Origin of the sequence: Pseudomonas sp. GZD-209 (assembly GCF_049310485.1) — a bacterium.
In the GTDB taxonomy this organism is placed as follows: domain Bacteria; phylum Pseudomonadota; class Gammaproteobacteria; order Pseudomonadales; family Pseudomonadaceae; genus Aquipseudomonas; species Aquipseudomonas sichuanensis.
Genome location: NZ_JBMOWQ010000052.1, coordinates 72160 through 93349, shown reverse-complemented (window position 1 = coordinate 93349; position 21190 = coordinate 72160). Strand labels below are relative to the sequence as shown.

At 66.1% G+C, this 21190-nt stretch carries 10 protein-coding genes; 8 read left to right on the top strand and 2 right to left on the bottom strand.

All coding sequences use genetic code 11. The features are described from left to right. Nucleotides 1-43: 43 nt before the first annotated feature. The 3 genes from ACO6VM_RS07645 (at nucleotide 44) to ACO6VM_RS07635 (ending at nucleotide 12967) form a co-directional block, all read left to right on the top strand. Complete coding sequence (locus tag ACO6VM_RS07645; protein ID WP_422403014.1) at nucleotides 44-4141, top strand: NEL-type E3 ubiquitin ligase domain-containing protein; 4098 nt, start codon at nucleotides 44-46, stop codon at nucleotides 4139-4141. 60 nt (nucleotides 4142-4201) lie between these two features. Further along, nucleotides 4202-8548 carry an NEL-type E3 ubiquitin ligase domain-containing protein gene (locus ACO6VM_RS07640; RefSeq protein ID WP_422403013.1) on the top strand — a complete coding sequence of 1449 codons (4347 nt, stop codon included), beginning with the start codon at nucleotides 4202-4204 and terminating at the stop codon, nucleotides 8546-8548. 78 nt (nucleotides 8549-8626) lie between these two features. Beyond that, complete coding sequence (locus tag ACO6VM_RS07635; protein WP_422403012.1) at nucleotides 8627-12967, top strand: NEL-type E3 ubiquitin ligase domain-containing protein; 4341 nt, start codon at nucleotides 8627-8629, stop codon at nucleotides 12965-12967. 70 nt (nucleotides 12968-13037) lie between these two features. On the opposite strand, the gene ACO6VM_RS07630 is transcribed toward ACO6VM_RS07635, so the two are convergent. Together ACO6VM_RS07630 and dkgB are read right to left on the bottom strand one after the other, a co-directional pair. Then, nucleotides 13038-13502 (bottom strand): DUF1348 family protein, encoded by a 465-nt coding sequence (locus ACO6VM_RS07630; protein ID WP_422403011.1) that lies wholly within the window; start codon nucleotides 13500-13502, stop codon nucleotides 13038-13040. Between the two features lie 169 nt (nucleotides 13503-13671). Next, complete coding sequence (dkgB, locus tag ACO6VM_RS07625) at nucleotides 13672-14475, bottom strand: 2,5-didehydrogluconate reductase DkgB (RefSeq protein ID WP_422403010.1); 804 nt, start codon at nucleotides 14473-14475, stop codon at nucleotides 13672-13674. 356 nt (nucleotides 14476-14831) lie between these two features. On the opposite strand from dkgB, the gene galU reads away from it, so the two are divergent. The 5 genes from galU to ACO6VM_RS07600 all read left to right on the top strand — a co-directional run bounded on the left by galU (nucleotide 14832) and on the right by ACO6VM_RS07600 (nucleotide 21113). Continuing rightward, on the top strand, nucleotides 14832-15671 hold the full coding sequence (gene galU / locus ACO6VM_RS07620) for a UTP--glucose-1-phosphate uridylyltransferase GalU (RefSeq protein WP_110993910.1): 840 nt from the start codon (nucleotides 14832-14834) through the stop codon (nucleotides 15669-15671). Nucleotides 15672-15768: 97 nt separating this feature from the next. After that, nucleotides 15769-17124, top strand: a complete 1356-nt coding sequence (gorA, locus tag ACO6VM_RS07615) for a glutathione-disulfide reductase (RefSeq protein ID WP_401059324.1) — start codon at nucleotides 15769-15771, stop codon at nucleotides 17122-17124. Between the two features lie 192 nt (nucleotides 17125-17316). Then, nucleotides 17317-17847, top strand: coding sequence for a fimbrial protein (locus ACO6VM_RS07610; protein ID WP_422403009.1), 531 nt, complete (start codon nucleotides 17317-17319; stop codon nucleotides 17845-17847). A 60-nt stretch (nucleotides 17848-17907) separates the two neighbouring features. Further along, complete coding sequence (locus ACO6VM_RS07605; RefSeq protein WP_422403008.1) at nucleotides 17908-18636, top strand: molecular chaperone; 729 nt, start codon at nucleotides 17908-17910, stop codon at nucleotides 18634-18636. 17 nt (nucleotides 18637-18653) lie between these two features. Continuing rightward, nucleotides 18654-21113, top strand: a complete 2460-nt coding sequence (locus ACO6VM_RS07600) for a fimbria/pilus outer membrane usher protein (RefSeq protein WP_422403007.1) — start codon at nucleotides 18654-18656, stop codon at nucleotides 21111-21113. The last annotated feature ends 77 nt before the right edge of the window (nucleotides 21114-21190 follow it).

Sequence of the window (21190 nt, the reverse complement as noted above, 5' to 3'; positions counted from 1 at the left end):
TGGCTGATTGGCTGGCACCTGTTCTTCCCACCACAGGTGCCCCATGACCGATTTCCCAGACGACTCCATCGATACGCTGATCGCCCGGCAACTACCCGCCTGGTTGACCGGCGCCACGGCTGAGCAGCAGGCACGCCTGCGGGCCGCCTTGCTGGCCCAGGAACAGGCCCAGGCCCGCTTGCGTCGGCGCTTGCAGGCTATCGAGCCGCTTGAGGCTTTTGCCGAGCGGTTGCTGACCGACCGCCTGCATCAGCTGGTCGGCAAGCGCCTGGATGTGCGCCGCAGCCAGTTGCGGCGTGTGGCGCTGTTGCCTGAGCCGCATCCGATACCGGGCCGTAAGCCCTTGCGCTATCACCGCCTGGAGTCGCGCCAGCCCCTCTTGAGTGCGGCGCTGCACAACTTTGCAGCGGACGAGCAGTTCTCCTCGCACAGTGATGTGCTCGATGCCACAGGCTCGCCATTGGCACTGAGCCCCGCCGAATTCGCACGGGTTTGCCGCGAGCTCGATCCTGGCGCGCAGTATCAGGCCCATCTGCGTGCCGGCTTGGCAGATGATCAGGCCGGTATATCGGCCCAAGCGCTGTTCGCCGAGGTGCTCAAGGCCAATCTGCAGGCCGCTGTGTGCCTTGAGCACCTGCGTGGACGGCTGGGCGACACCGCCCTGGCGCACTGGGCGTCAGTGCACGAGCCAGGCGAATCTCAGCTTGAACTGCACGAGCTTCACCTGCTGGGCAAGCGTGTCATTGGCTTGGCCATCGTTGAGGTGCGCCGGGCAGGCGTGTTCGAGGGTGTCCTCAGCTGGATCGCCGATGATCCGCTGAGCCCGTGCACCTGGCACCCCTCGTGGACCGCGCTGTATACCGCCTTGGCGGGACGCCTGGCCAATCCCGCTTACCGCTCGTTCTTCAATCGTTTCATCGCCGAACGTGACCGGGTTGCCTTCGACCGTGCGTTGCTCGCGGCCCTGGCCACCGCCGGCCCGCTCACGCCTGCCGAGCTGGACGGGCGCCACACCGCGAGCGAAGGGGATCTGTTCGAGTATCTGGCGGCAGGCCAGCTTGGCAAGTTGCTCGATGATGCTCGGCTACTGGCGGTTCCTACAGGCGATGTAGACCGCGCCGCGCGTGATCGCCGGATACGCGAGTACGCCGAAGCGGGCCTGGACCTGCTGGGGGTGGCCAGCCTGTTCGTGCCAGCGCTGGGTGTCGTGATGCTGGGGGTGACCGCCGTGCAGCTCACCCAGGATATCTACCAAGGCTATGAAAACTGGCAAGTGGGCGACCGTGCTGGCGCACTGGAGCATCTGTTCGATGTCGCAGGGCTGATCGCGGGCGGCCTCGCCGTGGGGGCCGTCGGTCACGTGCTCGGCAAGCTCCTGCCGCGTCGCCCGTTCGTCGATGGCCTGTCGCCGGTACTGACGCCCTCGCAGGGGTTGAGGTTGTCGAGCTTGCAGCATGAACTCGAAGCCGCACGCCATGGGCCGGCGCCGGGGCCACTGCTGCGTAGCCTGGGCGCCGAGCTGGGTTCGCTGGCTGATGCGCAAGCGGATGCCGTGTTGCAGGACACGGGGCTGCGCACCGATCAACTGCGTCGGCTGGCCCTGGAAGGCTCTGCAGCGCCGTCGCTGCTGCTCGATGCCTTGGCCCGCCTGCGTTTGCAGCAGCGTTTCCCGGCGCTGCAAGGCGAGGCGTTCGAGCTGCAACTGCGGGCGCATGAAGCCGAGCCGGACGCCATCGAACAGCTACTGCTGCGCGACTTCCCCGGCCTGACACAGCGGGCGGCGGCGGAGGTTGTGCGCAATGCTTCTGGCGCGCAGCTGGCGAGCCTGCTCGAAACACGGCGGGTTCCTCTGGCGCTTGCCGAGCAGGCGCGCTGGCTGCTGCGCGACGGGCGACTGAACCGAGCCTGCGCGGCGTTGCGGGCCGGGGTGCCAGGTGCGGATGCTGAGCGGCTGGCCTTGACGATGCTCGAGGACCTGGCACCTGTGGACCCGTCAGTGCGCATCGAAATACGCGATGCGAGCGTCAGTGGAAACCTGCTGGCCCATGCGGGAGCCCCCGAGGCTGGGCAACTCCAGTTGATCGTGCGGGGTGAGCGCGGCTATCGCTGCTTTGATCAGGACGCCGCGCCGCTGCCGGCGTCGCAAGAAACCGACGATCTTGGCCAGGCCCTCTGGCACTGGCTCGACAGCGACCAGCGGGGGCAACTGTGCAGCCCCGGGGAGGTGCTCGATGCGCTGGCGCGGCACGCCGCCAAGCATCGCGGGCTGGCGGCCCGGGGTATCGGCCTGGCGTCGGTCGGGGCCGGCCTGCGCCCGCCCATGAGGCTTGGCGACGGGCGCCTTGGCTACCTGCTGAGCGGTCGCGGCGAAAGCGCCCGGCAAGCCTGGATGCGCGGTGTGCGACAGGTATTCCCGACACTGGACGATGCCGAGCTGCAAGCGTATCGGGCCAGTCTGCGCCAGCGGGGTGTCGACCTGTGGCAGCAGGTGGCCGAACTGCGGCGGCAACTCGATGCCCTCAGGGCCGCGCTCGACGGCTGGAGCCGCGAGCCTGTGGGCGCTGCGCGCATGCTGCGCCGGCGCCGCGTCGGCGAGATCATCCGCCGCTGCTGGCGGCGCAAGTCGTCGACAGCCGCGCAAGCCGGGCATCGCTTGTCGCTGGACGGCGAGGTGATTGGCGGCCTGCCGGTGTTGCCAGAGGGCGTGACCTTCGAGCACATCACCGAGCTGACCCTGCGACACATGGCGCTGGACGCCTTGCCGGCAGGCTTTCTCGGGCATTTTCCCAACCTGCGCCTGCTGAACCTGCGGCACAACTCGCTGACGACATTCCCCGAGGGGCTTGGCGAGCTGCAGCAGTTGGAGGATCTGCGCCTGGGTGACAACCGCATCGTCCTGGATCAGGCGGGCAATCGGCGCCTCGAGGGGCTGGCCAGCCTGCGTCGTCTGGACTTGAGCCTCAATCCCCTGGGGCTCCAGCCCGCGTTGGGTGGCTTGCACAGGCTGCGGGAGTACTCGCTGCGCGGTTGCGCGTTGCCGGCGATGCCCGGCCCGGCAGGTCGTCCTGCGTTGCTGGAAGGCGCCGATTACCGTGGCAACCGCATCCAGAGCCTGAATGACGAGTTGCTTAGCTTGCCGCGTCAACGTCTGCAGCGTCTTGCCCTGCATGACAATCCGTTGCAGCCGGGTAGCGCCCGGCGCCTGTCCGAGGCCTTGCAGGCACCTGAGTCAGAGCAACGGCTGCATGCCGAAGCCGACTCTGCGGTGCGCGACCGCTGGCTGGGCGAGCTTTCCGGGGCCGAGCGGGCGGCGAGCCTGGGCCGCTGGGAGCGTTTGCGTGTGGCGCCTGGCTCGGATGACTTCTTTCGTCTGCTGGCGGACCTTGCTCATTCGCTGGAGTTTCGCCGCAGGCCCACGTCATTGAGGGCGCGGGTCTGGCAGATCGTCAGGCGTTGCGAGCAGAACGGGCAGATCCGCCAGGCGGTCTTTCATCAGGCCGCTGGCCCACGCAGCTGTGCCGATCAGGTGTTGCTGATCCTCGCGGCCCTGGAAGTGCGCGTACGCATCACGGTGCGCACGGCCGGTCGTGACCGGGCAACTGCCGAGCGGGAGCTGTTGCAGGAGGGCAGGGCCTTGTTCCGTCTCGATCAGGTGCAACGTATCGCCAGCACGCATTATCAGGACGCCGAGCGTGCCTGGCGCAGCCTGCCGGGCGCTGCCAGGCACGAGGCACCGGATGACGTCGAGGTGTTCCTGGCCTATCGGACCCGTCTTGCACAACGGCTCGGCTTGCCCGATCAGCCGCAGGCCATGCTTTACGAGCAGAGCAGCGGAGTCAGCGCTGCACAGATCGACCAGGCGTTGCACGCGGTGCTGGCTGCGCAAACGCCGCAGGCACTGAGCGAGTCGTTGCTGGGCAGGGAATTCTGGACAGCACACTTGCGCGCGCAGTACGCCGAGCGTTTCGACGAGGTCAGCGCGCCGTTCCACGCGCGCCTGGAACAGCTTTGGCACGAGGCCGCAAACGGGCCGGAGCAGGCTTACCTGGAGGCGATCGAGCCGGTCGTGCGCGAGCATGAGGCCGCCCAGACGGTGTTGCTTCGCCAACTGACCGACGCGGCGGTTGCCAGCAGTATGTAGCGCACGGGATCGAGGGCGGGGTGATGTCCTGTTGCCTTTTGCAGTCATGCAGAGGACATCATGTCGCATTCAATCCTGTCACCCGTTTCGAACGACGCACTGCTGGCACAGACACTGCCGGCGTGGTTGATCAGTGCCTCCACCACCCATCGGCGGGCACTGCAGCAGAGCCTGGTGGCTCAACAGCGGGCGCAACATGCGCTTGACCAGCATCTGGGGGCGCTGCTTGCAATCGATGCGTTCGCCGAACCGCTGCTGGTCGAAGCCTTGCGCGAGGCCAACGGCCTTTCCCTGGACGTGCGGGCCTGTCGCTTGCTGCGGGTCTGGACCGAAGTACAGCCGGTGGTGCCTGCCAGTCTGCCCTTGCCGATCACTACCCACCGGCAGACCCACAGCCTGCTGGCTGCGGCCTTGCACAACTTCTCGCCGAGCGAAGCCCAGGCCAGCGGGTTCGACCCAGCATCATGCCTGCTCGATGGTGCGGGCGCGGTGCTGGACGTGGCGCCTGCCGACTTCGCCGCGCTGTGCCGCCGGCTGGACCTGGGCGGCCGCTACCAGGCCTATCTCCAGCAACGCCTGCGCCCCGTCGATGCGCCGGGCGAGGCGGGTGGCTACGCACGCATCGTGTTCAATCGGCTGATGGAAGAGCAACTGCGTGCCGGCCTTGAGGTGGCGGTGCGCCTGGCCCATCTGAAGGGGGACATCGACGACACCGCTTACCTGCGCTGGCTGCCGTTGTTTTCGGCGCAGCCGGTCGTGGCGACCACCGCCGAGGTGCTGGGGCTGCGCCATTTGCACCTGCTGGGGCACCCGCTTCACGGCGTGGCGGCATACGAGGTGCGTCGCGGTGTCGATACCCTGGGTGTCATCGCCTGGCTGCCGGATGACCCCAAAGGCGCGGTAGTGAGTGCCGATACCTGGGCGTCGCTCTACCAGATCCTCGGCCAGCGCTTGCGCGACGCCGACTATGCACGTTTCATCCGGCGCTTCATCGATGAGCCCGAGCGCCTGGCGTTCGAGCTGAGCCTGAATGCACGCCGGCAGGCTGATCGCGACGCGCCTGTGCTGCGCCTGGATGGGCGGGCACGTGAGGTGCAAGGCACGCTGTTCAGCTACCTGCGCCAAGTACAGGTGCAGAAGCTGCTGGACGATGCCCGCGTGCTGGCCGTGCCCACCGATGACGAGGATCGCCAGGCCCGCGATCGGCGCTTGCAGGGCTACCTGGGGGCCGGCCTCGACCTGCTGGGGCTGGCGGCATTGTTCGTGCCGGGGCTGGGCGAGGTGTTGCTGGGCATCGCCGCGTTGCAGGTGGTCCATGAAGCCTACGAAGGGTATGAGGCCTGGCAACTGGGCGACCGCGAAGCGGCACTGGGCCACCTGTTCGGCATCGCCGAGGGCTTGGCCCTGGGCGCATTGAGTACCGGCTCCGAACAACTGCTGAGCTCGCTGCTGGTGCGCAGTACCTTCGTCGACGGCCTGTGCCCGGTGGTGATTGAACACGGGCGGGTGAAGCTTTGTGACGGCACCTTGAACGACTATCGACTGCCCGATGCAGGCCATGTGCCCAGGCGTCTGGTGGGTGAGGGGGACCGGCGTTCACTGACCTTGCATCAGGGGCGCTACGCGGTCGTGCGCACAAGGCCTGGCGAGCCTTGGCGGATCAGTCATCCGCATCGCGCCGGGGCCCACGCGCCGTCACTCGAAAGCAATGGCATGGAGGTGTGGTGGCATGCCCTCGAGGTTCCGCAAAGCTGGGACACGCCGGTCGAGTTGTTCAGGCGTCTGGGGGGCGAACTGATCGAGATCACTGACGCCGAGGCACAGGTGCTGTTGCAGGTCACAGGCTTCGACGTCGCCCGACTGCGGCGCTTGCTGCTTGAGCAGGCCGAACCCCCTGCGCGCCTGCTCGACAGCCTGGAGCGCTTGCGCCAGCGTGCCCGCTGGCCAGCATTGAGCGCGCAAGCGCTACAGAACGGGCTGGCGTCTGATTTGTCTGCGCTGGCAGGCGAATCGGTGTTGCGACGTGACTTCCCCGGCCTGACTCGACGTGCTGCCCAGGCCCTGCTTCGAGGGGCCACGGGTGCCGAGCTGCGTACTCTGCGCACTGAGCGCAAGGTGCCACTCGCCTTGGCCGAACAGGCGCGCTGGCAACTGCGTGACAGTCGCCTGGACCAGGCCTGCGAGGGCATGTTGCACGGTCGCTCGCTCAACCAGGACAGCGAACGATTGACCTTGGCGCTGCTCGACCACCTGGCGCCCTGGGCGCCAGATGTACGAGTGGAAATTCGTGACGGTTTGCCGGGCGGCGCGTTACTGGCTCACTGTGGCGCAACGTCCGGGCAGATACGCTTGATCCTCAAGCGAGCGCAGGGGTACCTGGCCGCCGGGGCGACAGGCCAGGGGCTTGCCGAGGCCTCGCCCGGCGACAGCCTGCTGCAGGCATTGTCGAGGCATCTGCAAACGACACAGCGCACCCTGCTTGGCGAGCATGCCGCCAGCGCGCAAGCGCTGGGTCACTACCTGCTCCAACAGGCCTCGATCCACCGCGATCGGGCCGCTGGCTGGATCGGTCAGGCAGCGCTGGGCACCGGTGTGCGACCGCCGGTGCGCTGGGGCGATGGGCGTCTGGGCTACCCCTTGAGCGGTCGCGGTTCCTCCTCCCGCCAAGCGCTGGAACAGGGCATTCGCCAAGTGTTTCCGACGCTCGATGACGCGCAGTTGCAGGCCTACATCAACGAACGGCTGCTCGCCGGTGACAACCTGTGGGGCCACATGAGCGCGTTGCATCAACAGTTGCAGCGTCTGCAGTCGGCGTTGACAGACTGGCAGCGCTCGGCGGCTGACGCGCAACAGGCGCAGGCCCGCCATCGAATCGCCGCCCGGCTGTTGCGCTGTTGGCGCCGGCAAATGCCGGTGGTGCAAGGCAGCTACCGCCTGGTGCTGGAAGGGGAGTCGCTTCAGGTGCTGCCGGCCTTGCCTGAAGGGCTCGATTTCGCCCATGTCCATCATCTGGCGTTGCACCACCTCGAACTCGGTGAAGTGGCAGGCGACTGGCTGCGGCGTTTTCCTGCTCTGCGTCGGCTCGACCTCAGCGACAACCGTCTGGCCAGGCTGCCAGATGCCATTGGCGAGCTGAACCATCTGGCCGAACTCGATGTGTCTGGCAACCAGATCCGTTGGAGTGACCAGGCCGATCTTGCGATCGGCCGGCTGAACCTGCTCGAAGTGTTCAACGTCAATCGCAACCCTGTCGAGCAGATGCCGACGCTTGCGCCATTGACCCGCCTGCGCCAGGTCCATCTGCGCGCGACCGGGCTCACCCAGGTGCCACAGAGCTTGGCGCGGCTGGGGGGGCTTGAGTATGCGGACCTGCGCGACAACCTGATCGTCGATCTGGACAGCGCATTGTTCGAGCTGCCACGCCGGCGGCTGGAGCACATCGCATTGCACGACAATCCGCTTTCGGCCTCCAGCCTTGCCCGGCTGGAAAGCTTCCTGCAAGGCGGGCAAGGGCCTCTGCGTCAACTGCTGCGCCACTTCCAGCCCGAAGAGGGCGCTCGCGATGCCTGGCTGGAGGGGCTTGATCATTCGCAGCGCGCAATACGCCAGGGGCAATGGGACAACGTGGCGCAGCAGAGCGGCAGTTCCGGTTTGCTGAGGTTGCTCGGCGACTTGCGTGGCACGGCCGATTTTCGCAGCCAGCGGGCGGCGTTGCGCCAGCGAGTCTGGCGCGTGGTCGAGGCCTGCGAGCAGGACAGCCAGTTGCGTCAGGCAATGTTCGAGCTGGCGGCTCGGCCACGCAGCTGCAGTGACAGCGTGGCGCTCAACTTCAGCCACCTGGAAGTGCTGGCGCTGGTGCACCAGCGCACCCATGGCGTGACCGGCGTGGGGGCTGAGCGGGACCTGCTGCGCCTGGGGCGCGACCTGTTTCGCCTGGACGAGGTGGAGCGTCTGGCGACGCTGGCCATCGAAGACCGCTGGGACAGTGGTGAATTCGTCGACGACGTCGAGGTGCGCATGGCCTACCGCGTCGGGCTGGCAGAGCCGTTGAGCCTGCCCGCGCAACCGGAGGGCATGCGCTACGCCAGCAGCGCCGGGGTGACGACACAGCAACTCAGCCAGGTCCGCGCCCAGGTGCTGGTGGCCGAACGAGGGCCGCGCCTGGTCGAGTCTCTCACCCAGCGCGAGTTCTGGCAGGCGCACCTGCGGGGCACCTACGGCGCGCAGTTCGAGGCGCTCGATCGACCCTTCCATCAGCGCCTGGAGGCGTTGCTCGAGGCCACTGACGACCTTACGGACGGTGAGTACCTTGCGGCCATCGATCAGGTCGCCCAGGCGCGCGAGCAGGCACAGCGGGCGTTGATCTTCGAATTGACCCACACGGCCTGGCAGCGTCATCCCGGTTGAGTGCCGGCGAGCTTTATGTAGGGCTGATCGCAGGCTGAAGCATGGTGTCCTGCGAACCTCTAGATCTCGGAGGACACCATGAACAATCCTTTCATTCCCCACGTCACTGTCGATGCGCTCATCGCCCAACGGTTGCCACCCTGGCTGGCCGGCTTGCCCCAGGAGCAGCGCAGTGCGTTGCAGCAGGCCCTTGCGCTGCAGCAACAGGCCGAGCATCGCCTGCAACAGTTGCTCGGCGTGGTCACGCCGCTGGAGGCGTTTGCCGAGAAGCTGCTCGACGAGGCCATGACGCTGATCACCGATGAATACATCGAGGTACGTGGCGCCAAGCTTCTCAACGTCTGGCGCGAGGCCGTCGTCCCTTCCGTCGCCAGCCTGCCGCTGACCTGGCGGATACACCGTTCCGAGCAGACGTTGCTGGCCGCGGCGCTGCACAACTTCAGCGAGGATGAGTTGCGTGCCGAGGCGTTCCATGCCGATACCCGGCTCACCGATGATCTGGGTGAAGTGCTCGAGGCGTTCAAGCCCGAGCAATACGCCTGGTTGTGCCGTCAGCTCGATGTCGGCGGCCAGTACCAGCGCCATCTCAAGGCGCACTTCGCGCCGGAGGACGCCGCTGCCCGGCAACGCGTCGAGCAACAGCTCGAAGAGGTGCACCGCGCCAACTTCGATGCCGCCGTGCAACTGGCGCTGGCCACAGGGCAACTGGATGCCCTGAGCGGCCGCCAGCTGCGACCGCTGCTTGCGCCGACGCCGTTGGTACCCGCCGAGCCCGCGGTCTTGATTGCCCGCCAGCTCTATCTTCTGGGCAAGCGGGTGATCGGCGTGGTCACCCTGGAAGTGCGCCGAAGCCCCGCGCCAGACGCGGCGCTGGACGGGGTGATCGCCTGGATACCGGGTGACCCCCAGGGTGCGGTCAGCCGGCATGCCTCGTGGGACGCCTTGTATCAGGCGCTTGCCCAACGTTTTCGCCAGCCCGATTACCCGGCATTCTTTCGGCGCTTCCTCGCCCAGTCCGATCGAATCGCCTTCGACCGGGTGCTCGCGGGGCTGCTGGCCGACAAGGCTCCCCTCAAACTGGACGGGCGAGACCTTGATTTCGAGGGTGAGCTGTTCGTCCGCCTGCGGCAGGACCAGGTAGAGAAGATCCTGGCCGATGCACGGGTGCTGGCGGTACCGACCGACGATGAGGATCGGCGCAGCCGCAGTGCGCGCCTCGAAAGCTACCTCAGCGCAGGCCTGGGCCTGCTCAACCTTGCCACGCTGTTCGTGCCCGGGCTTGGCCTTGCCATGCTGGGCGTGGCGGCGCTGGAAATCGCCAAGGAGGTCTATGAGGGGTACGAGGACTGGCAGATCGGCGACCGCGAAGGTGCCTTGAACCACCTGTTCGGCGTGGCCGAAAATGTCGCGGCCAATGCGCTGCTGATGGCCGGCGGCGCCGCGCTGGGCAAGACATTGCAGCGCATGCGTTTCGTCGATGAGCTGGTGCCGGTGGTGGGGGCCGACGGCGAGGCCCGGCTGTGTCATCCCGAGCTGGATGGCTACAAGGTCGAGCACAGCGAGGAGGATGCGCTGGGTGAAGTGATCGACAACTTCACCTGGAAACATGTGCGTACCCACGACGGCAGTTTTGCCGTGCAACGGCATGCCGCCAGCGACACCTGGCAGTTGCGCCATCCGCAGCGGCCCGCAGCGTTGCCGGTGACCGTGCGCGACAATGGCGCCGGCGCCTGGAACCATGCGCTGGAGAGCCCCCAGCACTGGCAGGGCGCACGGTTGCTGCGCCGATTGGGCAGTGATCTGGCCGAGACCCCGGAACCGACCATCGCCCAAGTGCTGGAGACCACGGGGTTCGACGAAGCACGGCTGCGCCGGCTGCATCTTGAAGGCGCGCCCGCGCCAGCCCGCCTGCTCGATGCCCTGGAGCGCCAGCGCCTGTATGAACAGCAGCCTGGCTTGCGCGGGGCGGCCTTCGAAGCCGCCCTGGCAGCACGCCAGGCGCCAGTTGGAGAGGCCGCGCAACTGCTGCGTCGGGACTTTCCCGGGCTGACCCCGCGATGCGCCGAAGAGATCGTCGAGCAGGCCAGCAGCCAGCAACGCGAACAGATGCTCAACAAATCGCGGGTTCCGCTGGCGCTCGCCGAACAAGCGCGCTGGGCATTGCGTGACAGCCGTCTGGACCGTGCCTGTGCGGGCCTGCGCCAGGCCTCGGCGATCAATGCCGATGGCGAGCGTCTGGCGTTCGGGCTGCTCGACAGCCTGTCGCCCTGGGCTGACGATGTTCGCGTGACGTTGCACGATGGGCAGGTCGATGGCCCGTTGTTGCAGGCGCTGGGCAGGGCGGATGCCGCCGATGCGCGGCGTATCGTCAAGGGCGCAGAGGGCTACCTGGCGGTTGCCGCAGACGGTCTGGCGCCCGCCACTGCCACGGCGCAGGGCTCACTGGTCAAGGCGCTGCTGCTGCACATGGACCCGGTGCAGCAACTGAGCCTGGCGGGTGCCCCGCTCAGTGAAAGGCAATTGACCGACTTGATGCTTGCCCGGGCCGTCAGCCAGCGTGAAGCCGCTGCTGGCTTGATAGGCCTGGCCCCGGTGGGCGGTGGAATTCGACCGCCGGTGCGCCTGGGCGACGGGCGCCTGGGCTATCCGCTGAGTGGTCGCGCCGAGGGCGGACGGCAGGCCCTGCGCCATGCCTTGCGGCAGATCTACCCCGAATTCGCCGATACCGACCTCAGCGCCTACATCGCTGAACAGCTGCGGCGGCAGGTCAACCTTTGGGACCATGTCACCGCGCTGCAACGCCAGCTTCCGCAGCTCGAGCAACACCTGACGGCATGGCGCCAGGGGGCGCTGGGGCGCTCGCAGCAGCGGGCGCGCAAGCGTATGGCCAAATACCTGTTGCGCAGTTGGCGTCGCCAGTCGCTGATGTTGAATGGCGAGCAGATCTTCATGAGTATCGAGGGGGAAGGACTGGGCGGGCTGCCCGAGCTGCCGGCCAGTGTCCGTTTCGACAGCGTTACCCGTCTGGTGCTGCGCAACCTGGAGCTGGATGATCTGAACCCGGCGTTCCTTGGGCGCTTTGGCATGCTGCAACGCCTGGATCTGCGCGGTAACCGGCTTACCGGCCTGCCGGTCGTGCTGGAGCGGCTGGCCAATCTGGAAGAACTGGACCTGGCCGACAATCGCATTGTGCTCGGGCCTGAGAATACCCGGCGCCTGGAGCGGCTGGGGCAGTTACGGCAGCTGAACCTGAACCGTAATCCGCTGGTTGCCGCGCCGCGCCTGGACGGGCTGACCAGGCTGCGCCACCTGAGCCTGCGCGGCACGGGGTTGACCGGTATACCGCAGGGCTTGGCGCGCCTGCCGAGCCTGGAATACGCCGACCTGCGCGACAATCGCATCGTCAGCCTCGATGATGCCTTCTTCGGCATGCCGGCACGCAGCATCGAGCGGATCTTCCTGCATGACAATCCATTGGATCTGCGCAGTGAGGCGCGGCTGAGCGCTTTCCTGCAGGCCGAGTCGCATCGCTTGCGCCGCCTGGTGCGCCACAGCAGCGGCGAAACCCAGAACCGCGAGGCCTGGGTGCGCTTGCTGGAGCCGGACGAGCGCCTGTTGCGCGGGCTGCAATGGGACAGCCTGGCTTACGAGCCCGGCGCCGGGGACTTTTTCCAGTTGCTCGCCGACCTGCGCGTCACGGAGGATTTCCTGTTTCAGCGCGGCGACCTGACTGCGCGGGTCTGGATGGTGATCGAGGGCTGCGCCGGCAATGCCCAGTTGCGCACGCGGTTGTTCGAGCTGGCTGGCCATCCGCGTACCTGTTCCGACAGTGTGGCGATGAATTTCAGCCTGCTCGAGGTGCAGTCGTGGGTGCATCTGAACAGTGCCGGGCTGACGGGGCAGGCCGCCGAACGGGGTCTGCAGCGCCTGGGGCGTTCGTTGTTCCGGCTCGACGAGGTCGATCGCGCGGCCTCTGCGGAAATCGCCTGGCGCACGGCCCAGGGCGCGGACTTCGACGAGGTCGAGGTGCGCTTGAGATACCGCGTGGGCCTGGCCCAGGCGCTGGACCTGCCGGGGCAGCCGCTGCACATGCGTTTCCCGAACAGTGCCGAGGTGTCGCCGCGCAACCTGCTGGCGGTGCGCAGCCAGGTACTGACGGCGGAACGAACGCCGCGCCTGGCGACATCGGTGGCCCAGCGCGAGTTCTGGCAGGCGCACCTGCGCGACACCTACCCGCAGCGCTTCGAACAGGTCGACGCGCCATTTCATGTGCGGCTGGAGCAACTGGAGGCGGCGACAGTGAGTACCGAGGGTGAGTACCTGACTGGCGTCGCCACGTTAGCCGGTGAGCGCGATGCGGCGATACAGGAGCTGGTCGAGACCCTGACTCAGGAAATCTTCACCCGAAACCCGTTGTAACCCTCAGGCATGCAATACCGGCGACATGGGCCCCTGGATTGATTGGCCGGGGGCCTTGTGGCGTGAGGTGTCAGAATCCGCAATCATTCAAGCCAGGGTGATCATCCGGGCGCCGCCCCAGCGGCCAGCGGAACTTGCGCTCGGCTTCAGTGATGGGGTGCTCGTTGATGCTGGCGTGGCGGTTGCGCATCAGGCCGTCCTCGGCGAACTCCCAGTTCTCGTTGCCGTAGGCGCGGTACCACTGGCCGCTGTCGTCGTGGTACTCGTAGGCATAGCGCACGGCAATGCGGTTGCCGGTAAAGGCCCACAGCTCCTTGATCAGGCGGTATTCCAGCTCGCGGTTCCACTTGCGGGTGAGGAAGGCCTGGGCCTCTTCACGGTTGTGGCAGAACTCGGCGCGATTGCGCCAGTGGGTATCGAGGGTGTAGGCGAGTGCGACCTTGGCGGGGTCTCGGCTGTTCCAGCCGTCCTCAGCCAGGCGGACTTTCTCGATGGCGCTTTCGCGGGTGAAGGGCGGAAGTGGAGGGCGGGACATTGGGCGATTCCTCGGCTTGAAGTGGTCAGCGGGATGCTGTGCACGGCTTGAAGGCTAGCCCTGCAGGTCGTGCAGGGAAATCCGTGCCCGGCTCACTTCACAATTGCAGGCGGCGGAACAATTGCAGCATCAGCCGCGCGGCCACCGTCCGCGCGGCTTTTTCAGAGGATCAGTCCCAAGCCGGCGCCAAACCGTCGGGGCTGACTTCGCGACCATTGCGCTCCAGTGTGGCGATCTGCGCCATGTCGTCGGCATCCAGGCGCAGGCTGCGGGCAAGCAGGTTGCTGGCCAGGTTTTCGCGCTTGGTCGACGACGGGATCACCGCGTAACCCAGCTGCAGGGCCCAGGCCAGGGCTACCTGGGCGACGGTGGCCTTGTGCTTGGCAGCGATCTGGGCGAGTACCGGGTCCTTCAGCACCTTGCCGTAGGCCAGGGTCATGTAGGAGGTGGTGGTGATGCCTTGTTCGTTGAGGAACGCGGTCAGGGTGCGATTCTGCAAGTAAGGGCTGAGCTCGATCTGGTTGGTGGCGATCTCGCCCTCGCCGACCACGGCAATGGCCTGGCGGGTCAGTTCGATGTTGAAGTTGGAGACGCCGATCTGGCGGGTCAGGCCGGCTTGTTTGGCCGCCGCCAGGGCTTGCATGTATTCGGCCAGCTCCACGCCGTTGCCCGGCGCCGGCCAGTGGATCAGCAGCAGGTCGACGTGGTCGGTACGCAGCTTGGCCAGGCTGTCGCGCAGGCTCGGCAGCAGCTTGTCGGCCGCGTAGTTGTCGACCCAGATCTTGGTGGTGATGAACAGTTCGCTGCGCGGCACGCCGCTTTCGGCGATGGCCTGGCCGACCTCGGCTTCGTTGTTGTAGATCTGCGCGGTGTCGATGGCGCGGTAGCCCAACTGCAGTGCCGATTTGACCGAGTCGATGACGGCTTGGCCAGTCAGGCGGAAAGTGCCAACGCCGAAGGATGGAATGCTCATGGGGCTGCTCCTGTGGTGGGATGCCGGGGCTGTGTGCTGCGGCATCGTTCGGATAGGCGGCAGTGTGCGGTACTCACAGGTTTTGATTAAGGTGTCGGGGAGCCAAGGTCCTTTGACCTGAAGTCATGAGTGAGTGGTTTTTTCATGCCCGGCAAACAGGAAATACCCTGAAAACCGGTAGGGTCTCCCGTCTTTGCAGAGGTAGTTGGTCGCAATTCTCACGTTGCCTCGGAACTAACTACACTGAGATGTCTCTATGATGGCGTCGGCAGACAGCAGGGGGGGCATTGTAAGGTGACCTCCGCCTGATTAGACTGCGCCGAATTCGTACGCAAAGCCCTACGTTAAGGACGTATATGATCAAGAAATGCTTGTTCCCGGCAGCCGGTTACGGCACTCGTTTCCTGCCCGCTACCAAAGCCATGCCCAAGGAAATGCTGCCGGTGGTCAACAAGCCACTGATCCAGTATGGCGTTGAAGAAGCACTGGACGCCGGCCTGAATGAAATTTCCATCGTCACCGGTCGCGGCAAGCGCGCCCTGGAAGACCACTTCGACATCAGCTACGAGCTGGAAAACCAGATCAAGGGCACCGACAAGGAAAAATACCTGGTCGGCATCCGCCGTCTGCTGGATGAGTGCTCGTTCGCCTATACCCGCCAGACCGAAATGAAAGGCCTGGGCCACGCCATCCTCACCGGCCGCCCGCTGATCGGTGACGAGCCGTTCGCCGTGGTACTGGCCGACGACCTGTGCGTCAACCTCGACGGCGACGGCGTGCTTGCGCAAATGGTCGCGCTGTACAAGAAGTACCGCTGCTCGATCGTTGCCATCCAGGAAGTCGATCCGCAGGAAACCAACAAGTACGGCGTCATCGCCGGTGAAGAGATCAAGGACGGCATCTTCCGCGTGGATTCCATGGTCGAGAAGCCGAAACCGGAAGACGCACCGTCGAACCTGGCCATCATCGGCCGTTACATCCTGACCCCGGACATCTTCGAGAAGATCGAACAGACCGAGCCAGGCAAAGGCGGCGAGATCCAGATCACCGACGCACTGATGAAGCAGGCCGCTGAAGGCAACGTGATCGCCTACAAGTTCAAGGGCAAGCGTTTCGACTGCGGTGGCGCCGAAGGCTACATCGAGGCGACCAACTTCTGCTTCGAAAACTTCTACAAGACCGGCAAGGCTTACTGATAAGCACTGGCTGGTTTGAAGCCACCCCTCGGGGTGGCTTTTTTGTTTGTGGCAGGCAACGGCGCTATGCTGGGCGCCTGCCAAGGAGACTGACTACATGGCCTACGATTTTGATCTGTTCGTGATTGGCGCCGGTTCCGGCGGTGTACGTGCGGCGCGTTTCGCCGCGGGCTTCGGCGCCAAGGTGGCCGTTGCCGAAAGCCGCTACCTGGGCGGTACTTGCGTCAACGTCGGCTGCGTGCCGAAAAAACTGCTGGTGTACGGCGCCCATGTCGCCGACGAGCTGGAGCAGGCCGCCGGTTTCGGCTGGACCCTGGAAGAAGGCCACTTCGACTGGGGCACCCTGATCGCCAACAAGAACCGCGAGATCGAGCGCCTCAACGGCATCTACCGCAACCTGCTGGTCAACAGCGGCGTCACCTTGTTGACCGGCCACGCGCGCATCACCGGTGCCAACGAAGTGGAAGTGGAAGGCCAGCGCTACAGCGCTGCGAACATCCTGATCGCCACCGGCGGCTGGCCGCAGGTGCCGGACATTCCGGGCAAGGAACTGGCGATCACCTCCAACGAGGCGTTCTACCTCAAGGACCTGCCTCGCCGTGTGCTGGTGGTCGGTGGTGGCTACATCGCCGTCGAGTTCGCCGGGATCTTCCAGGGCCTGGGCGCCGCTACCACGCTGCTGTACCGTGGCGACCTGTTCCTGCGCGGCTTTGATGGCTCGGTGCGCACGCACCTCAAGGAAGAGCTGGAAAAACGCGGCATGGACCTGCAGTTCAACGCCGATATCCAGCGCATCGACAAGCTCGACGACGGCAGCCTCAAGGCCACCCTCAAGGATGGCCGCGAGCTGGTCGCCGACTGCGTGTTCTACGCCACCGGGCGCCGGCCGATGCTGGACAACCTGGGCCTGGAGAACACCGGCGTGGAACTGGACGAGCGCGGCTTCATCCGTGTCGATGAGCAGTACCAGACCACCGCGCCGTCCATCCTGGCCATTGGCGATGTGATCGGCCGCGTGCAGCTCACCCCGGTGGCACTGGCCGAAGGCATGGCCGTGGCCCGTCGTCTGTTCAAGCCCGAGCAGTACCGCCCGGTGGATTACCAGAACATCCCCACCGCGGTGTTCAGCCAGCCGCCGATCGGTACCGTGGGCTTGACCGAAGAGCAGGCGCTGCAGGCTGGGCACAAGGTGCAGATCTTCGAGAGCCGCTTCCGGGCGATGAAACTGACCCTCACCGACATCCAGGAAAAGACCCTGATGAAGCTGGTGGTGGATGCCGACACCGACAAGGTACTGGGCTGCCACATGGTCGGGCCGGATGCCGGCGAGATCATCCAGGGCCTGGGCGTGGCGCTGAAGGCCGGCGCTACCAAGCAGCAGTTCGACGAGACCATCGGCGTGCACCCGACGGCGGCCGAAGAGTTCGTCACCATGCGTACCGTCACGCGCTGACGCCTGCCAGACGCCACAGGGGCGAGGAATCGGCTCTGTGGCGAATCTTCCTACATTGCGGGCGTGCAGTGCGCCCCGCATCACCACATCTTTCCTACGGTCATCACCTCGGCGGTCATCAATACTCGCCGGGTGCCGCGTACGCGGCGTCGGCCTGGCGTTGCCAGGTCAACTTGACTTAGGAATTATCAGATGAATGTATTGCGCAATATCATCCTGGGCACCTGCAGCGGGCTGTTGATGGCAGGGGTTGCACAAGCCGATCAAGGGCTGATCAGCTTCAGTGGCAGCGTGGCTGGCCCGACCTGCGTCATCAACGGCGGCGACAACGATGTGCAGGTCAACCTGCCGGAAGTCAGCACCTACGATCTGCGCCAAGCGGGCCAGACCGCTGGCGAGCGCACCTTCAGCCTGGTGCTGAGCCAGTGCTCGCATGTCGGCCAGGTGTCCACCTACTTCGAGCCGGGCCCCACCGTGAACCCTGCAGGCCGGCTGACGGTCGATGCGGGCTCGGGCGCCGCCACCAGTGTCGACGTGCAACTGCTCAACAGTGCCCGCGTGCCCATGAACCTGGCCGGTGGCAGAGGCAATCAGAGCTCCCAGCGGGTCGATATCGTCAACGGCAACGCCATCCTCAACTACACCGCTCGCTACTTCTCGCTGGGTGCGACCACCCCGGGGCTGGTCTCGACCAACGTCCGCTACTCGCTCGAGTACCTCTGAGTCTGCCCCCTGGTAGCCCCTGCGGGGGCTACACCGCAACGCTGTGCGCGAGCCTTGAACATGAAGACTTTCTCCACGGCCTGTCGGCGCGTCCTGCTGGCAGGTTGGCTGCTGGCCGTAGGCCAGGCCCAGGCCAGTGTGGTTATCGCCACCACCCGAATCGTCTATCCCGCCGAGCAGGCCGAAGTTACCGTCAGCCTGCGCAATCTGGGTGAACGGCCAGCGCTGGTGCAGGCCTGGATCGACGACGGGGTGGCCATGGCCGATACCCAGGATCCGCAGGTGCCATTCAGCCTGATGCCGCCGCTGTTTCGCCTCGAGCCCGGCACCAGCCAGAGCCTGCGCCTGTTCCACAACGGCGCGTCGATGCCCACCGACCGTGAAACCTTGTATTGGCTCAATGTCCTCGAGATAGCGCCCAAGGGCGCCGGCAACCAGATCAATGTTGCGCTGCGTACGCGCATCAAGCTGTTCTTCCGTCCACAATCCCTGCCCGGGACGGTGGCCGATGCTCATCGCGCGCTTTCCTGGCGCTGGGTGCGCGAAGGTCGGCGCTGGCAGCTCGAGGCTGACAATCCTGGGGCCTATGTCATCAATCTCGGGCGTGTTGCCGTTAGCCACCAGGGCCGATCCTGGCAGGCACAACCGAGGCATGTGCTGCCGTTTTCGCAGACGCGCTTCGCCATCGAGGGGCTGGCAGAAGAGCCTCCTGTGGCGAACCAGGTGGAGTACTCCTCCATCGATGACCACGGCGCGGAGCGAGCGGCCACTGCGGTGGTGCGTCATTGAGCGCGCGGATCACAGGCGTGGCATGCGCGCGCGCGCTACTGCCCGGCCTGCTGGCGCTTCCAGCCGGTAGCCTGGCCGCCCCGGTGGAGTTCGACTCACGGATGCTGCGCCAGGGGACCTCGAGCGACTTGCAGCGCTTCGAGGGGGCCAGCGTCATCCCTGAGGGCGAGGTGAGCCTTGACGTAACGCTCAACCAGCGGTGGGTGGGCCGCTATCGGGTAGCGTTGCGCACGCCGCCAGGCGCTACGCAGCCCACTCCGTGCTATGGGCGCGAGCTGCTCGAGGCGCTGGGCGTCGATCTGCTGCGATTGGCGCCGGCGAAGCGGGCACTGCTGGCGCAAGAAGGTGATTGCCTGGCGCTGCCCGCCTTGGGCCTGGAAGCCAGCGAGGCGCTTGCCTACGGCGAACTGCGGCTGGCACTGAGCATCGCCCGGCAGCATCTGAGCCGGCGCCCCGTCGACCAAGTGGACTCGCGGCAGTGGGACAGCGGGGTTGGCGCGGGTTTCGTCAACTACGACCTGAACCTTCACCAGCAGCAAATGGCACATCGGCAGGGCACTGCCTATCGAGGTTTCCTCGGCCTGCGCGGCGGGCTCAACACCGGTGACTGGTACTGGCGGCACGATGGCATCCTGCAGGGGGCGGACGACACCCCGACCCGCTACCAACGCGGCATGACCTCGGTACGACGCGACCTGCCGGCCCTGTCGGCGCAACTGACCCTTGGCGATGCCGCGAGCAGTTCGGATGTCTTCGCGGCCAGTGCGTTCCGAGGCCTGCAACTAGGCAGTGACGAGCGCATGCTGCCGCAATCGCGGCGGGGTTATGCCCCCACGGTGCGCGGCGTGGCCAATAGCACGGCGCTGGTGAGTATTCGTCAGCGTGGGGTGCTGCTGCACGAATCGAGCGTGCCCCCCGGGCCGTTCGAAATCGACGACCTCTATCCCAGCGGCTTGAGTGACGACCTGGAGGTCACGCTCAAGGAGGCGGACGGCAGCGTGACAGTGTTCAGCGTGCCGTTCCAGGCGGCCCCCTTGGCATTGCGCCCAGGCGCCAGGCGCTTCGACTTCGCTGGCGGCCACTGGCTGGATGGCTACGGTCGCACTGGTCCCGCGTTCGGCCAAGGCAGCTGGCAGCAAGGCCTGGATGATCGTTTGAGCGTCCATGGCGGTCTCTGGATGGCCGAAGACTATCTGGGCGGCGCCTTGGGCGTTGCCCTGAACACCGCTGTTGGCGCAGTGGGGCTGACCGCTTATCACGCAGATGCGGCGCCCAGTCCCGAGACCGATCGACGGGGGCAAGCCGTGCGCTTGAACTGGCGACAGGAATTGACCGACACGGCGACACGCCTGGAGGCGTCCATCAGCCGCAGTCAGAGTACCGGCTATCTTGGTTTCGATCAGTTCGCCCAGGCGCGCCGCGGTCGGCATTCAGACCCGAACCACTGGCGCGCCAGCTTCTCTCTCGATCAGGCCCTGGGCCCTGGCGTCGGCCGGTTGAGCTTTGCCGTCAACGGCACGCGCAGCTGGTCGGGGCAGGGCGGTACCGACTACCGACTCGGCTACAACAACCATTTTGCTGCCATGGCCTATGGCCTGAACATCGGGCGCCAGCGCAGCGAGCATGGCCAGCCGTTGCGGACCATCGCCCTGACCCTCAGCATGCCGCTCGGCGAGCGCCGCCGCGATCTGTTGAGCAGCGCCGTGAGCAGTGATTCGCGGCGGCATACCAGTACCAGCCTGCGCTGGAGTTCCCGTGCCGGCGAGCAGGCGCAGTGGGGCTATGGGCTGGCGGCACAATACCAGGCAGCGGCAGCCGACCCGGTCGGCCTCGATGGCAATCTGCGCTACCGAGGCAGCGCCGGCGACCTTGCCATCGCGCTGGGCAGTCGCAGTGACCAGCGCCACCTGGCCTTGGGCGCGCGCGGCGCAGTGGTGGCCCATGCCGGCGGGGTGACGGCAGCACCGACGCTGGGCGAAAGCTTCGCCATCATCCACGCGCCCGGTGCCACAGCCGCACGGGTTCGGCAACAGCCCCAGTCGCGGGTTGACCGTCGAGGTTATGCAGTGCTGCCATCGTTGGCACCCTACAGCGTGAACACCGTCGAGATCGATCCCAAAGGCATGCCGCGCACTACCGAACTCTTGGTTGCCGGGCACAACGTGGTGCCCAGGGCCGGGGCTGCACCACTGCTGCGCTTTGCCACGCGCGCGGGAGATTTCCATGTGCTGCTTGCCGAGCGCACGGGGGGCGAGGCTTTGCCGTTCGGTGCCCAGGTATTCGATGAAACGGGTAACGAGGTGGGGGTGGTTGGCCAGGGAGGGCAGGTTCAGATACGCAGCCAGGCCAGGCGCGGGCGGCTGCGCATCAGTTGGGGCGGCGCCGAACATCAGGCGTGCTGGCTGGATTTCGAGCTGGGGCGTGCGGCCTCTGCCGTAGGCGTATGTGGCCCGCGTAGTAATCAAAAGATCTATTGATTGAGCAACGTTATAGCCAAAACCAATCAGCAACATGAGGTTTGCCAATGAGCCATTGCGCCATCGCTTGGATAGGA

Bases quoted from the DNA above. Each gene is read 5' to 3' on its own strand.
- ACO6VM_RS07645 (WP_422403014.1), top strand. From the start codon at position 44: ATGACCGATTTCCCAGACGACTCCATCGATACGCTGATCGCCCGGCAA.
- ACO6VM_RS07640 (WP_422403013.1), top strand. From the start codon at position 4,202: ATGTCGCATTCAATCCTGTCACCCGTTTCGAACGACGCACTGCTGGCA.
- ACO6VM_RS07635 (WP_422403012.1), top strand. From the start codon at position 8,627: ATGAACAATCCTTTCATTCCCCACGTCACTGTCGATGCGCTCATCGCC.
- ACO6VM_RS07630 (WP_422403011.1), bottom strand. From the start codon at position 13,502: ATGTCCCGCCCTCCACTTCCGCCCTTCACCCGCGAAAGCGCCATCGAG.
- dkgB (WP_422403010.1), bottom strand. From the start codon at position 14,475: ATGAGCATTCCATCCTTCGGCGTTGGCACTTTCCGCCTGACTGGCCAA.
- galU (WP_110993910.1), top strand. From the start codon at position 14,832: ATGATCAAGAAATGCTTGTTCCCGGCAGCCGGTTACGGCACTCGTTTC.
- gorA (WP_401059324.1), top strand. From the start codon at position 15,769: ATGGCCTACGATTTTGATCTGTTCGTGATTGGCGCCGGTTCCGGCGGT.
- ACO6VM_RS07610 (WP_422403009.1), top strand. From the start codon at position 17,317: ATGAATGTATTGCGCAATATCATCCTGGGCACCTGCAGCGGGCTGTTG.
- ACO6VM_RS07605 (WP_422403008.1), top strand. From the start codon at position 17,908: ATGAAGACTTTCTCCACGGCCTGTCGGCGCGTCCTGCTGGCAGGTTGG.